The 13,276-nt window shown below is 63.1% G+C and carries 15 protein-coding genes; 8 read left to right on the top strand and 7 right to left on the bottom strand.

Going from position 1 to position 13,276, the window contains the following annotated elements; genetic code table 11:
* Positions 1 to 89 precede the first annotated feature (89 nt).
* From BB029_RS06560 to BB029_RS06540, 5 genes are all read right to left on the bottom strand, one after another.
* A complete protein-coding gene (locus tag BB029_RS06560; protein WP_065938611.1) occupies positions 90 to 1,025 on the bottom strand; it encodes a glutathione S-transferase family protein in 936 nt (311 codons plus the stop codon).
* A 75-nt stretch (positions 1,026 to 1,100) separates the two neighbouring features.
* The gene (locus BB029_RS06555; protein WP_027604699.1) at positions 1,101 to 1,376 is read right to left on the bottom strand and encodes a GIY-YIG nuclease family protein; all 276 of its coding nucleotides are present in this window, start codon (positions 1,374 to 1,376) and stop codon (positions 1,101 to 1,103) included.
* 36 nt (positions 1,377 to 1,412) lie between these two features.
* Complete coding sequence (locus BB029_RS06550; protein ID WP_065938610.1) at positions 1,413 to 1,883, bottom strand: nuclear transport factor 2 family protein; 471 nt, start codon at positions 1,881 to 1,883, stop codon at positions 1,413 to 1,415.
* A gap of 96 nt (positions 1,884 to 1,979) precedes the next feature.
* Positions 1,980 to 2,615: a response regulator transcription factor gene (locus BB029_RS06545; protein WP_065938609.1), complete on the bottom strand. Its 636-nt coding sequence runs from the start codon at positions 2,613 to 2,615 to the stop codon at positions 1,980 to 1,982.
* Positions 2,616 to 2,822: 207 nt separating this feature from the next.
* Positions 2,823 to 3,248, bottom strand: coding sequence for a hypothetical protein (locus tag BB029_RS06540; RefSeq protein WP_065938608.1), 426 nt, complete (start codon positions 3,246 to 3,248; stop codon positions 2,823 to 2,825).
* 395 nt (positions 3,249 to 3,643) lie between these two features.
* Between BB029_RS06540 and BB029_RS06535 the strand changes: the two genes are divergently transcribed.
* The 8 genes from BB029_RS06535 (at position 3,644) to BB029_RS06500 (ending at position 11,361) form a co-directional block, all read left to right on the top strand.
* Positions 3,644 to 4,264, top strand: a complete 621-nt coding sequence (locus BB029_RS06535) for a DUF1120 domain-containing protein (protein ID WP_065938607.1) — start codon at positions 3,644 to 3,646, stop codon at positions 4,262 to 4,264.
* 31 nt (positions 4,265 to 4,295) lie between these two features.
* Entirely contained in the window at positions 4,296 to 4,916 is a 621-nt protein-coding gene (locus tag BB029_RS06530; protein ID WP_065938606.1) for a DUF1120 domain-containing protein, read from the top strand.
* 36 nt (positions 4,917 to 4,952) lie between these two features.
* Positions 4,953 to 5,567 (top strand): DUF1120 domain-containing protein, encoded by a 615-nt coding sequence (locus BB029_RS06525; RefSeq protein ID WP_065938605.1) that lies wholly within the window; start codon positions 4,953 to 4,955, stop codon positions 5,565 to 5,567.
* A gap of 89 nt (positions 5,568 to 5,656) precedes the next feature.
* A complete protein-coding gene (locus BB029_RS06520) occupies positions 5,657 to 6,283 on the top strand; it encodes a DUF1120 domain-containing protein (RefSeq protein ID WP_065938604.1) in 627 nt (208 codons plus the stop codon).
* Positions 6,284 to 6,316: 33 nt separating this feature from the next.
* Complete coding sequence (locus BB029_RS06515) at positions 6,317 to 7,018, top strand: fimbria/pilus chaperone family protein (protein ID WP_065938603.1); 702 nt, start codon at positions 6,317 to 6,319, stop codon at positions 7,016 to 7,018.
* 91 nt (positions 7,019 to 7,109) lie between these two features.
* A complete protein-coding gene (locus BB029_RS06510) occupies positions 7,110 to 9,542 on the top strand; it encodes a fimbria/pilus outer membrane usher protein (RefSeq protein ID WP_256558132.1) in 2,433 nt (810 codons plus the stop codon).
* 50 nt (positions 9,543 to 9,592) lie between these two features.
* Entirely contained in the window at positions 9,593 to 10,693 is a 1,101-nt protein-coding gene (locus BB029_RS06505; protein WP_065938959.1) for a DUF1120 domain-containing protein, read from the top strand.
* 17 nt (positions 10,694 to 10,710) lie between these two features.
* Positions 10,711 to 11,361: a DUF1120 domain-containing protein gene (locus tag BB029_RS06500; RefSeq protein ID WP_065938601.1), complete on the top strand. Its 651-nt coding sequence runs from the start codon at positions 10,711 to 10,713 to the stop codon at positions 11,359 to 11,361.
* Here BB029_RS06500 and BB029_RS06495 read toward each other — a convergent pair.
* Together BB029_RS06495 and BB029_RS06490 are read right to left on the bottom strand one after the other, a co-directional pair.
* A complete protein-coding gene (locus tag BB029_RS06495) occupies positions 11,358 to 12,623 on the bottom strand; it encodes a CynX/NimT family MFS transporter (RefSeq protein ID WP_065938600.1) in 1,266 nt (421 codons plus the stop codon). The two genes, BB029_RS06500 and BB029_RS06495, sit on opposite strands and share 4 nt — an antisense overlap.
* Positions 12,613 to 13,272, bottom strand: a complete 660-nt coding sequence (locus BB029_RS06490; RefSeq protein ID WP_065938958.1) for a FadR/GntR family transcriptional regulator — start codon at positions 13,270 to 13,272, stop codon at positions 12,613 to 12,615. The genes BB029_RS06495 and BB029_RS06490 overlap by 11 nt, the downstream gene beginning before the upstream one ends.
* Positions 13,273 to 13,276: the final 4 nt, after the last annotated feature.

Here is a 13,276-nt window from a genome sequence, read left to right as displayed (position 1 = left end):
AAACGCTGTTAATGCGAATAGATCGCAGTTTCAAGCACTACACGGATGGGCTGACGGTTTACCTCACCTTTATTTGCAAATATTTTTATTTATTGCGCCTGAATGCAAAAACCCAAGCGTGGGAAATGCACATGCACGGTGCCGGCGCGTTCATCGGTACGGCGCAGGATCAGCTCTTCGCGCCCGGCAAACAGCAGTTCACCGGCCACGGGGTCGGTGCCGTAGTCAGTGGCCGAGATGGTCACCTGCTGGCCGGGTTTGAAGCCGTTCAAGTCCTCGAAAACCTCATCGGACAGCGCAGTGGGCGTAGCGTTACGCGCCACTTCCAGCGCTTGCTCGGCGCTGATCTCACTGGCAGTGCCATGGCCAAAGCTCAGCACCCGGTCCAGCCACGCCGCCACAGCGGGATACGCATCCACCAACGGTGCAGTCACCGACGAGCCCTTGAGGAACCACAGCGGATGGGCCAGGGCAAAGTCGGCAATCGACGGCTCACCGAACAGGAAGTCCCCCGTCGGGTGCTGCAATTGCTGATCGATACGATGGATGATCGCCGGCCATTGGTGCTTGGCCTGGTCCAGTTGCACGCGGGCGGCGGTGCCACCGCTGAACAATTTGCTGCGGTCGGCCACCAGCACCTGGAGCATCTGTGGCGGTACGTTGGCAAATTTGACGGCCAGGGATTCAGGCTGGAACACCAGCGCCACGGCATGGGAAAACACTACCGAGTCGGCCCAGGCGGCGAAGCCTTGGGTGACCAGCTCCAGTCCTTGGGGAAACAGCGCCGGGGCGGATTTTTCCTGCTCCAGGCGTCGGGCGATCAAGGCGGTGTCACAGTAGATGTCGGCACCGACTTGCAGCACCGGCGTCTTGCGATAGCCGCCGGTCAAGGCGGTGAGGTCAGGCTTGGGCATCACCGGCGAGATGCGCACGGAATGCCAGGACAAGCCCTTGAAGCCCAGCATCAGGCGGGCTTTTTCAGCAAAAGGGGACTGCGGGTAATGGTGGAGAATCAACTCAGACATGCCAGGCTCCGCTCGATAGGTGAGCGGCTAGCTTAGCCTGCAAAACCCCAGGCGGGGACGATGGGAACCCATCAGTCAAATCAATGAGCCACTTGCGGCCAGGCACTCCTTGGCGCTTTTCTTCAACTTCTTGATCAAGCGCTCCTGGCGCAACGCCTCGCCTTTGCTCGCGCATTGCTCCGTGTACACCAGCGCGACCGCCGGGCTGGACAGGAAAAACCGTGCGCCCTTGCCGCTCTGATGAGCGGCAAAACGGCGCACCGGGTCATTGCTGATGCCGCAATACAACGCGCCATTGGCGGCGCGTACCAGGTACACAAACCAGGGTTTGGGTTCAGAAGGATCAGTCACGGGTCGATTCGGCAAACCAGAAGAGCGCCAAGCTTATCAACGACCGGCCTGGAATGCCCTGAGGCCTTTGAGCGCCTGGGCACGCACGGCGTTTTTCAGGGCCGGCGACCAGCCCAGCAACAGGCCCTTGAGGCCCAGGGCCTGGCGCGACCAGCGCCACAAATCGAAGTGGTCGTGGTGTTCGCAGATCTTGCCATCGCGAAACACAAACCGCGCGCCGATATCGTTGACCACCGTGTTACCGGTGGCGCTGAACAGGTAGGTCGCGACCCAATGCGCGCTGCCGGTGGTTTCATCGCTGCGCACATGGTCGAACGTCAGGGAGAAATCCTTGGCCCGGGTGGTGAGCATGCGCCACATATCGCCGGCGTCACGCCCGCGCAACTCACCGAAGGCCGGGTCGCTGAACAGCACATCCTCGGTGTAGCAGGCCGCCATGGCCTCGGCATCCAGCCGCTGGAAAGCGCTGTAAAACTCGGTGATCAGGGCGTTGTGTGCGTCGCTCATGGGCAGGTTCCAGACCAGGGGTTGTAAGCCGTCCAAGATAGTCCGGGCGCCGGTAAAACTCTATCGCCATTTACACCGGGAATGCCCCACCCGGCGCTACGGCACCATGCCGCAGCTGCGTGCGTAGGCAAACAGGTCCACATCGGTGGAGATGCACAGCCGACTCATGGCCGTGCTTTTCTGCTTGCTGATCGTGGAAATACTGCGATTGACCCGGGCCGCAATCTGGCTGACGGTCATGCCGCTGGCCAGCATCCTGACCACTTCGCGCTCCTTGCTGGATAGCTGCGGCTGTTGCAGCTGATCGCCGGTGCCCGCCTCCACCAACTGCGCGCGCAGGCATTCACTGACAAATGTCTCGCCCTTGATCACGGTACCGATGGCGGTAGGCAGCTCCCGGGCCGAGGCACTCTTGGCGACAATCGCCCGTGCCCCGTGGGCAAAGGACGCACGCAGCGTCGCCACATTGGCAAACATGGTGACCAGAATCACCGGCAATGTCGGGTACTGGCGCCGCAACAGCCCCAGCAGTCCGTAGCCGTCGGCCTGCTGGCCGCCGGGCATGGCGAAGTCAGTCACCAGCACGTCACACGCCACGCTGCCCAGCAACTTGAGCAATTCATCGGGACCGTCGGCCTCACCGACCACTGTGCATCTACCGCCCGCCTCAATCACCACCCGTTGCCCGATGCGCACAATGGGATGATCGTCGGCAATAATTACACGCAACATAAATACCCACGAATGATGGCAACTTGGAATTAGCGCAAAATACCTGTGTCCTCTTGTTTCAACAACCACTCTACGCAGCCGGCTCCGGATTGCGTCCAGCGTTTGATAGATGGCAACTTTACGCCTACAAAATAAAAAGAAATTACCTACATCCAAAACTTCCAACTAAAAGTAATAACTTCCTACAAACCTTTGAGTCCCGAAGACTCATAACCGGCTCAGATAAGCAATGTATACCCGCAAGTTGCGCTGGAAGGCCTGCAACCGCGGCGTATTCGCCACCACACCATCGGCCTGGACCCGCGCAATCAACTGTTCGCCGCAATGCCCCAGGTCGACTCCGCCGACGAAGGCCAGACTGCCCACCAAACGGTGCAATCGCTCCACCAGCAAGGGCGCATCGGCGCGGGCCTGCGCCAGGTCCAGCCAGGCATCGTCCTCCCGTGCTTCCTCAATCAGGCTGGCCACCGCCCGGTTCACCATCTCATCACTGCCGAAAATTTCGATCAGGCTGGCCCGCGTCGGCCATGCGATCGCGCCTGGACGACGAGCCGGCGCCTCCACCAACGGTGGCAAGGGTGAGGGTGCCAACTTCAGGACAGGTACTTGCTTGGAAAATACCCTTGTCACCATGGTCACCTCATTGCGCTTACAGTAATGGGTCAGCCCATGAGCTCATCAAAACCCAAGGCACTCACATGACTGTCTACAAGCGACCATGAATATCCTTCCGGATATAAAAGTGGCGATACAACAACTACGAAAAATCCAACTTTCCTACAAAATATGAATATAAATTCTCACGCGCTTACGCCTGAATTCTGGCCCCGTCGATTGTCGTAATAGTTGTATTTCCCCCGCAGCACCGCGCGGCTAAATTGCCGCCACTCCGCAAAGACGGAACGGGCTCGCGGCCTTCTGCGACCCCAGCCAAATACAACCCGCCGCCTTGCTCGCCGCCTTCCCGCAAAGGCCGGACGATGCTGCGCGCGCTTCTATCAGCCAGCCCTGTAGTGGAACGTATTGAAATGAGCAAGTCCCTGACCCTGTCGAGCATCGCCCTTTTACTCGCCAGTGCTGCACCCGCCTTTGCTGCCAGCAACGTTGACCTGACCGTCAAAGGCCTGATCACCCCGAATGCCTGCACTCCGACGGTCTCGGCCGGCGGTGTTGTCGACCACGGGAAGATAGCCTCTAAGGACCTGGTCCAGAACAACCCGACGACATTGCCCCGAGTGACGTTGCAGTTGAGCATTGATTGCGATGCAACCATTCCCTTCGCCATCAAGCCCATCGATAACCGCAGCGGCTCCTCAATCAGCAGCACTAATTTCGGCCTGGGCTTTGTCAATGGCAACAAGAAATTGGGCAGGTTTTACCTGACACCAAAAAACATGGTCGCCGACGGCGTCGCAGTCCAACCCATTGCCTCCAGCGACGGCGGCCGCACCTGGTATGACGAGTGGGCCTGGGAACTGCAGACTCTGTGGGGCGCAGGCGCCATGGACGACGCCACCACGCTGCTGCCGATCAAGAACCTGGTGATGGGCCTGGAGGTTGGTACCCAGATCAACCGCGCAGACCAGTTTGATTTCAGTAACGAGACGCCCATCGACGGCTCCGCAACGCTGGAAGTGGTGTACCTGTAACTCAACCCCGTCCACACGGAAGGTTCTAACCATGCATTTTGCCCACGCGATCCCATTGACGGCGTTGTTACTCGCCGCCTCGCCACTGACACTGGCCGCCAGCACTACCGACCTCGCCGTCAAAGGCACCATCACCCCCAGCGCCTGTGCGCCGCTGATCGGCGGCGGTGGCACGATCGACTTCGGAAAAATGGCGGCCAAGGATCTGGAGGCCGATCAGTACACCTCGCTGCCCCACCAAAGCCTGCAGTTGAGCGTGCGCTGTGAGGCGCCGACGTTCTTCACCCTGACCACCGTCGACAACCGCGCCGGCTCCTCGGCCAACCACGCCAACTGGCATGGCCTGGGCATGACGTCGGACGGGGAAAAACTCGGCGGCGCCGCCTTCCACCTGTATGCCCCGGTGGCGGACGGCGTTGCCGTACGCACCATTACCTCAGTCGATGGCGGCGTTACATGGGTACCCACCAGCATGCTCACCCACACCATGCTGACGGCAATCGCGGTAGGCAACCGACTGGTCCCCATTGCCGTGCAAGACTTCGATGCGCAAATCCGCCTGTACACCCACATCGCCCCCGCCAGCAGCCTGACCCTGACCGACGAAGTCCCCGTAGACGGGCACGCCACGGTCCAAGTCAACTACCTGTGACGCCCCCCAGACTCAATTGAAAGGAACTCGCCGCCCATGAAGCCCCTGTTTAACGCATTCGCCACCGGCCTGATACTGCTCGGTTCTACCACCGCTTACGCCGCGTCCACCGTCGACCTGACCGTCAAGGGCCTGATCGTACCGAGCGCCTGCACCCCCGTGCTGTCCAGCGGTGGCGTGATCGATCACGGCAAGATTTCCGCCAAGGACCTGAACACAAACAGCAATACGGTTATTGGGAACCACACCTTGACCATGGTCGTCAGCTGCGACAGCGCGATCACCTTTGCGCTGCACTCGGTCGACAACCGGGCCGGGTCGTCCATCGCCTACTACGGCCTGGGCCTGATCAACGGCAACCAGAAGCTCGGCTCGTTTGATTTGATGCTCACCAACCCGATCGCCGACGGTGTTGCAGTGCAGCCGATTGCGTCACTCAACGGCCAGGACAACTGGTACAGCGAAAAATTCTGGGACCCGGGCCTGTACATGTCGGTGGCCAGCATGGCGGACGACAGTCAACCGGTGCCGGTCAAGGACTTGTCCCTGGAGTTGGTGGTTCAAACCGTCATCGCCCGCACCGACAGCCTGGACCTGAGCAACGAGGTCACCCTCGACGGCTCGGCCACCCTGGAAGTGAAGTACCTGTAACGCCCTGGGCGCCCATGCCTGGCAATCCATCACGGGCATGGGCGCTGTTTCTGTACCGCCCGTATTCAACTCGACCCGTGGCGCTCCCCATGAACACGCTCACTCAACGCCTGGCTGTATTGCTCTTGCTGACGACGACTCCTGCGGTGTTCGCCGCCGCCTTCGTCGACCTCACGGTGACCGGGCGGCTTACGCCGGATGCCTGTCACGTCACGCTGTCAGACCAAGGCACGGTCGACCACGGAAAAATCCCCTCGCACACCTTGAACGCCAACGAATTCACGGTGTTGCCCAGCCAGTTGCTGCAACTGAATGTGCAATGCAGCAGGCCGATGCTGTTTGCCCTGGTGGGGCTCGACAACCGCGCCGAGTCGTCACTGGCCCCCGGTTTTTTCTATGGCCTGGGCAGGAACATTCATGTGCCGGCCGAGCGCCTGGGATCCGTGGCCTTGTCCTACCGCAACCCCATCGGCGATGCGCAGTCCATGCAGGTGCTGGCCTCCAGTGACAACGGTGAAACCTGGTCGCCGGAACCGAATGCCTATCCCAAATCCTATGTGGGCTTCGCCCCACCCGGTGATCGCCAGCCCGACTTCATCGGCCAGTTGAGCGCCCAACTGCGCATCGACACCTCCATCAACTTCAGCCAGTACCTGACCCTGAACCAGGAGGTGCCGCTGGACGGTTCCATCGTGCTGGACCTGCGCTATCTCTGACCTTTTCATGCTGCCCCAATGGAAAACCCCGTCATGACGACGACATTGCTCAAAACCTCAACCTGCCTCATTGCCCTGACGCTGCTGTTTGGCACGGGAGCGCAGGCCGACGGCATGATCCCGGACACCTCCGTGGTCATCGTCTACGAAGCCGAAGGTGAAGCGGCCGTTTCGGTCACCAACACCGACAGCCAACTGGCCCTGCTCCACGTCACCCTGGAAGACATTCCCGAAGACCGCGAGCCGTTGCTCGTCGTCACCCCGCCCCTGTCGCGGGTGGAGGCGTCCAAATCGCAACTGGTGCGGTTCATCCTGCAACGCCAACAACCGCTGCTGACCCAGCGGCTCAAGCGCGCGATCTTCGAAGGCATGCCCCAGGGCCGCCCGGCCACCGAAGCAGGGCATGCCCGGGTGGGCGTGACCGTGCGCCAGAACCTGCCGGTGATCATTCATCCCAAGGGCCTGGCCCTCAATCGCACGCCCTGGACCCGCCTGACCTGGTCGCAGCACGGCAACACGCTGCAGGTGCGCAACGACAGTCCGTACGTGGTACGTCTGGCCCAGGAGTTGCGCCTGCTGCCTGGCAACGGCAAGGCCATGTTGCCGCGCACCTACGTGTTGCCGGGGGAAACCCTGAGCGTACCGGCCACCGGTGGCACCGCCAGTAAAGTCCGGCTGCAGCCGGCCACGGTGTATGGCTTTGCCGTCGCCGCCTACGAAGCCCCCCTCACCTGACCAACACGACAGGCGCCCGGCGCCTGCATAACGAAGTGACGGCTCGAAGACCGTCACCGGGCGCACAGACGCCATTATTCGAGTGCCTTTCGTGAAAACAGTATTGAACTACCGTGACGGCGATGCCCTGCCCGACATTCCTAACCGCAGCGCCCTCCCCGCGCTGCTGCTGGCGTGCAGCCTGTTGCCCGCCGAAGCCTGGGGCGCAGAACGCACAGGCTTCGATGCGACCACCCTGCACCAACGCGGCATCGACCCGCAGCTGGCCAGCCTGCTGCTGGACGCACCGCGCTTTGCCGCCGGCCGGCACGCGGTGAGCCTGCGGGTCAACGGCCTGCCCCGGGGGCGGCTGGAGGTCGGTTTCGATCAACAGGGCCAACTGTGCTTCGATCAGGCACTGCTGGACGCCGCCAACCTGATCCAGCCCGGCGACAGCGGTCCCTGCCACGACCTGCTCGCGCTGTACCCCCAAAGCCTGGTGGAGCCCGACCCGGCCAGCCTCACCGTGTCGCTGGTGGTGCCCACCGAAGCCCTGCGGCCACTGCAACAGGACATCTCCGGTTATCAGACCGGGGGGGTTGCCGCCCTGCTCAATTACGACCTCACGGGTTTCTATAACCGCTTCGAGGACGACGACAGTCGTTTCGGCTCCGCCAACACCGAGGTGGGCTTCAACGCGGGCGACTGGATCGTGCGCAGCCGCCAGGTGCAGACCTGGCAGGATGGCCTGTCGCGCAGCACTCATCTTGAGGCGTATGCCCAACGCACCTTTGCCAGCCATCAGGCGGTGCTGCAAGCCGGGCAGATCAATCTCTACAACCCGGTATTGTCCGGTGCACAGATCACCGGGGTGCAGGTACTGACCGAACAGGCCCTTCAAGAACAAGGCCAGGGCGCGACCATCGAGGGTATCGCCAACAGCCCGGCCCAGGTCGAGGTGCGGCAGAACGGAGCGTTGATTCACTCCACCGTGGTGCCGGCCGGGCCGTTTTCCCTGACCGACGTGCGACGCCTGAACTCACGCTCGGACGTCGAAGTCACGGTCAAGGAAAGCAGCGGTGGCGAGCGCCGTTTCACCGTTCCCGCCGCCATGCTCGGCCTGGGACTGGCTGCGCCGGGGTACTCGGTGGCGGCGGGCCGCGTGCGCAATATCGGCGATGCCCAGGGTGATGATCCGTGGGTGGTCAGCGCGGGCTGGACCGGCGCCGTGCACCCGCAACTGTCCCTGGGCAGCGGTGTGCTGGCGGCCAGTGAATACCGTGCGGTGGGGCTGAGCCTGGGTTGGCTGCCATGGCTGGACAGTCAGGTGCAACTGGGCACCCAGGTCGCCGATACCCAGGCACGGGACAAGGTGCGTGGCGTGCAGACCGACCTGTCATGGTCTCAGCGCCTGAATGATCAATGGTCGTTCAGTGTGGCCAACTCCTGGCGTACGCCAGGCTATCGGGAGCTGGAAGAATCCACCTACGAATCCGACTCCACCCAGCAGCGGCGCTCCCGCTATCGCGATCAGCAGAGTGCCGCCCTGGGCTGGTCGCACCCGTGGCTGGGAGCATTCAGTGCGGGCGTGTCGCGCTCCAGCAATTTTGATGGCGACAGCAGCAGCCGGGGCCTGGCGTCCTGGGGCACCAGCGTCGGGGGCGTGTCGTTGTCGGCCAGTGCCGAGTGGCAAATGGGCGGACGCCAGCAACAGGACAACGCGGTGTACCTGAATGTCAGCCTGCCCCTGGGCGAGAGTCGTCGCGTACGCGCCTGGGTGCGCAACTCGGGCGGCGAACATCGCACGGGCCTGGGGCTGAACGAACAGCTCGACGATCAATTGAGCTATCGCGTCAGCGCCGAACACGACACCCGCGACCAGCAGGTGGAAACCACACTCGGGCTATCGGCCCTGCCGCGCTACAGCCAGCTCGATGTCAGCTACAGCCGCTCCGATGCCGAGCGGTCGAGCTATCAAGGCAGCGCCCGGGGTGGCGTGGTAGTGCATGGCGACGGCGTCACCTTTTCGCCCTATCCGGTACGCGACACCTTCGCCGTGGTCTCGGTGGGCGATATGGGCGGCATCAAGCTGAGCACCCCCAGCGGCCCGGTATGGACCGACTGGCAAGGCCAGGCCGTGGTGCCCCAGGTGAACGCCTATGGTCGCAGCCCGGTGGAAGTGCAGACCCGCTCACTGCCACGCAATGCCGATATCAACAACGGCCTGGCAATGATCTCGGCCGGGCGTGGCGCGGTGGATCGGGTCGAGTTCGGGGTGACGTTGACCCGCCGAGTGTTGCTCACCGCCCGCACCGAACAAGGCGCACTGCTGCCCCGTGGTGCAGCCGTGAGCACCGCCGGCGGCGAGTTCGTGACCCTGGTGCAGGACGGCGGCCAGGTGTTCCTGCCCAATGTGCTGGAGCAATCCGGATTGTGGGTCAGCGCGCCAGGCTTGACCCGCTGCCGGTTGCAGTTCGAGCTGCCGGCCAAGGGTGATCCCCAGGTGTATTTCGAAACCGCGCCTGCGCGCTGCCACCCCCTATGAGGAAGATCGCCATGCCCCTTTTCCGCGCGCCCTGGCTGACGGCTGCATTGATGAGCGTCAGCCTCGTCACAGACGTCTTGGCCAACGACGAGTGCCAGTTGAACATCAGCGAGTCGTTGCTCGATTTCGGCCTGATGAAACGCCTTGCGCAAAACGACAGTGCCCCACAGCGCCTGCTCGGTGAACGCCGCTTGAGCCTGAACCTCAACTGCCCACAACCGGCGGACATGAGTGTGTTCTACCGCGCCCTCGCAGCCAGTGCCCAACGCCTGCAACTGACCGAGCACGGCACCTACGCCCTGCAGGTCAGCGACGGCGTTCTGGATGGCCAGGCAGTAGAGTTGGGATTGCTGCCCGCAGCCGGCCAGGCACCGGCCGTCGTCGGCACGGCATTGAATTGGCGACCCGGCCATGGCGTAGCACCGGTGCAAGGCGCCAGCGTGGTGCAGGGCAAGCATTTCGCCTTGCACGTGAGCCTGAGCGCCTGGGCCGACATCGCCGCAACCCGAGTGCGCGAGGCGACCACCTGGGAAGTGTCCGGGACGTTCGACGCCCACCAGGGCAGCCGCTCGCGGGAACTCACCCTGCGCGCCCACTTCGCCCCTGCCGCCTGCACGCCGCAGTTGTCCAATGGCGGACTGGTGGACTACGGCACGCTGCTGGCCAAGGACCTGAATGCTACCAATGAAACACCACTGCCCACCCGCACCTTGCAGCTCTCGGTGAGTTGCGATGCCGCCACGCCCTTCGCCCTGAAGATGCATGACAACCGCAGCGGCTCGGCCACCGGCGGTATCGATGAAACCGCCTACGGCCTGGACCTGGACGCCAGCCAGAACAAGATCGGGCGCTACTACCTGAACATCGACCCGGCCGAATTCAGCGCCGACGCCCTCGGCACCCTGTATCGGACCGATTCCACCAGTGGCGGCGCAGCCTGGAGCAGCTCCAGTGCCCGGCAGATCCCCATCGCCGCCAACAGCCTGATGGGGTTTACCGACAGCCTCGGCAACACCCGTGGGCCGGTGCCGATCCAGCAACTGGCCGGGACAGTGCGCATCAAGGCCTACCTGGCGCCAACCCAGTCATTGGACCTGCGCAACGTGGTGTACATCAACGGCTCGGGCACCCTTGAAATCATCTACCTCTGACCTCTGGAGTTCGCCTTATGAACACGTACCGCATTGCCGTTTGCGCCCTGGTTTTACTGACCGGTGCCCCACATACACTGGCCGCCTCCAGCGTGGACCTGAGTGTCAAAGGCCGGCTGACACCCACCGCCTGCACGCCACTGCTGTCGAGCAACGGGTTGATCGACTACGGCAAGATTTCCCAGCAAGACCTCAACCTCGAAAAAGGCACTCGATTGCCGGTCAAGCACCTGCAAGTCAGTATCGGCTGCAACGCGCCGAACCGCTTTGCCCTGCGCATGCGTGACAACCGCGACGGCACGGCCATGGTCAACAGCGAGATTTACTACGGGCTGGGACTGGACAACAGCGGCAACCGTATCGGCCTCTATTCCCTGACTTTCGACCCTCGCCAGACCCAGGCGGACAGTCTCGCGACGGCCTACGGTACCGAATCCACCACCGGCGGCCTGGCCTGGCGCACCGCCAACCTCAACCCGATCGACATCGGCGCCAACAGCTACCTGGGTTTCACCGACACCGAAGGGAGTACCACCGGCCCCTCGGCGATCCAGGCGTTAACCAGCACCGTCAAGGTCGAGGCGGTGATCAATGCCAAGCAGAACCTGGACCTGAGCAGCGACACCTTGCTCGACGGCTCGGCGACCCTGGAAGTGCTGTACCTCTAGACTTTCTCGCTGCTGACCTGCACATACAGCGCCCGCCCCGCCCCCAGCCCGGCAACGATGGCGCCCAGGCCGATCACCGCGAAAATCCAGCCGATGGCCGACCAGCCGCCCGTCCAGTCGTGCACCAGGCCCACCGCAAATGGGCCGATGGACGCCAGGGTATAACCGAATCCCTGGGCCATGCTCGACAGGTTGGCCGCCACATGGGAGTCGCGCGAACGCAGCACGATCAGGGTCAGCGCCAGGCTGAACGTACCGCCCTGGCCCAGGCCGAGCAGGATCGCCCAGCCCCACAGGCCGTCCAACGGTGCATACAGGCAACCGAACAAACCGCCGAGGGTCAGCAGCATCACCACTACGATCGCCAGGCGCTGGTCTTTGCCACGGGTGGCGAGCCAGGGTGCGGCGAGGGAACTGAACAATTGCATGACGATCGAGCCGGACAACGCCAACCCGGCTTCGGTGGCGCTCAGGCCACGACCGATCAGGATCGACGGCAGCCAGCCAAACACGATGTACGACAGGGACGATTGCAGGCCCATGTACAAGGTGACCTGCCAGGCCAGCGGATCACGCAGCAGGCCCTTCACTCGATAGGCGACCTGGTGGGTAGCGTGTTTGCGGCCGACCTGCGGTAACCAGAACAACGCCGCCGCCAACGCCGGCAGAATCCAGAAGCCCAGGCCGATGGTCCAGCGGTCACCGAAGTAATGACTCAGCGGCACCGTGGCACCGGCAGCCAACGCCGCGCCCAGGCACAGGGCCATGGTGTAGACGCCGGTCATGGCACCGGCCTGCCTGGCGAAATCACGCTTGATCAGGCCCGGCAGCAAGACGCCGATGATGCCGATGCTCGCACCGGCGATCAGGCTGCCGGCGAACAATCCCACTTCGCCAAAAGCGCTGCGCAGGATGATGCCGGCGGCCAGGGTCAGCAAAATCCCCAACACCACCCGCTCGGCGCCAAACCGCCGGGCCAGGATCGGCGCCATGGGTGCGAACAGGCCGAGGCACAACACCGGCAGGGTGGTGAGCAAACCGGCCTTGGCCGCCGACAACCCCAGGCTGCTGGAGACGTCGGCCAGCAATGGCGCCACGCTCGACAGCGCCGGACGCAGGTTCAAGGCCACCAGGATCAGGCCCAGCAGCAACAGCCAGGGGCGACTCACCACCGGGTGGCTGCTTTGCACCACTTCGTCGTCGGCCTCGGCGTCGATCAACAGTTCGTCCAACTCGCTCGTACGCTTGGTTTCAGGGTTCATTGATCAACTGCCGGCAAAGGGATTTGGCGCGTTCCGGGTCCTGGTGTTCCACCGCTTCGAGCAGGGCGATATGCAGGTCGAACACCGCCTGGCGACGCGGCGAAATGTTCAGGGTCTGGCGCAACTGCGCGCCGACGATGGCGGAAAAGTATTGGTACAGCTCGCTCAATGCCGGGTTGTGCGCGGCGTCCACCAGGCGTTTGTGGAACACCAGGTCGGCGCTGATATAGGCCTCCAGGTCACCGTGGTACAGCTGGGCACTTCTTTGCAGGGCCGCATGCAAACCCTGCAAGTCTTCCTCGGTTCGGCGCAGCGCTGCCAGGCCGATCGCCTCGGCTTCAAGGATCTGCCGCGTCTCCTGCGCCTGCTCCAGGGTGCAGTGGGATAACGCGCGCATGGCCCCCAGCGGGTCGGTCATCGAGCGCAGGTAACTGCCGTCGCCCTGGCGGATTTCAATCAACCCGGAAAACGCCAGCACGCGCATGGCCTCGCGCACGGTGTTGCGGCTGATGCCCAGCTCGGCGGCCAGCTCCGACTCGGTGGGCAGGCGTTCGCCAATGGCCCACCGGCCTTCGCTGATGCGCCAGCGCAATTGCTCAAGGGCCTGGTCCACCAGGGAGCGTTTGATCAAGGGGGCGATGTCTGTCATGGAA

Source organism: Pseudomonas sp. S3E12, from assembly GCF_001702295.1.
GTDB lineage: Bacteria > Pseudomonadota > Gammaproteobacteria > Pseudomonadales > Pseudomonadaceae > Aquipseudomonas > Aquipseudomonas marginalis.
The sequence above is the reverse complement of the archived record's forward strand: the minus strand, read 5'-3'. Positions and strand labels throughout refer to the sequence as shown.

Bases quoted from the DNA above. Each gene is read 5' to 3' on its own strand.
- BB029_RS06545 (WP_065938609.1), bottom strand. From the start codon at position 2,615: ATGTTGCGTGTAATTATTGCCGACGATCATCCCATTGTGCGCATCGGG.
- BB029_RS06520 (WP_065938604.1), top strand. From the start codon at position 5,657: ATGAACACGCTCACTCAACGCCTGGCTGTATTGCTCTTGCTGACGACG.
- BB029_RS06500 (WP_065938601.1), top strand. From the start codon at position 10,711: ATGAACACGTACCGCATTGCCGTTTGCGCCCTGGTTTTACTGACCGGT.
- BB029_RS06515 (WP_065938603.1), top strand. From the start codon at position 6,317: ATGACGACGACATTGCTCAAAACCTCAACCTGCCTCATTGCCCTGACG.
- BB029_RS06505 (WP_065938959.1), top strand. From the start codon at position 9,593: ATGAGCGTCAGCCTCGTCACAGACGTCTTGGCCAACGACGAGTGCCAG.
- BB029_RS06550 (WP_065938610.1), bottom strand. From the start codon at position 1,883: ATGAGCGACGCACACAACGCCCTGATCACCGAGTTTTACAGCGCTTTC.
- BB029_RS06560 (WP_065938611.1), bottom strand. From the start codon at position 1,025: ATGTCTGAGTTGATTCTCCACCATTACCCGCAGTCCCCTTTTGCTGAA.
- BB029_RS06530 (WP_065938606.1), top strand. From the start codon at position 4,296: ATGCATTTTGCCCACGCGATCCCATTGACGGCGTTGTTACTCGCCGCC.
- BB029_RS06525 (WP_065938605.1), top strand. From the start codon at position 4,953: ATGAAGCCCCTGTTTAACGCATTCGCCACCGGCCTGATACTGCTCGGT.
- BB029_RS06490 (WP_065938958.1), bottom strand. From the start codon at position 13,272: ATGACAGACATCGCCCCCTTGATCAAACGCTCCCTGGTGGACCAGGCC.
- BB029_RS06540 (WP_065938608.1), bottom strand. From the start codon at position 3,248: ATGGTGACAAGGGTATTTTCCAAGCAAGTACCTGTCCTGAAGTTGGCA.
- BB029_RS06535 (WP_065938607.1), top strand. From the start codon at position 3,644: ATGAGCAAGTCCCTGACCCTGTCGAGCATCGCCCTTTTACTCGCCAGT.
- BB029_RS06495 (WP_065938600.1), bottom strand. From the start codon at position 12,623: ATGAACCCTGAAACCAAGCGTACGAGCGAGTTGGACGAACTGTTGATC.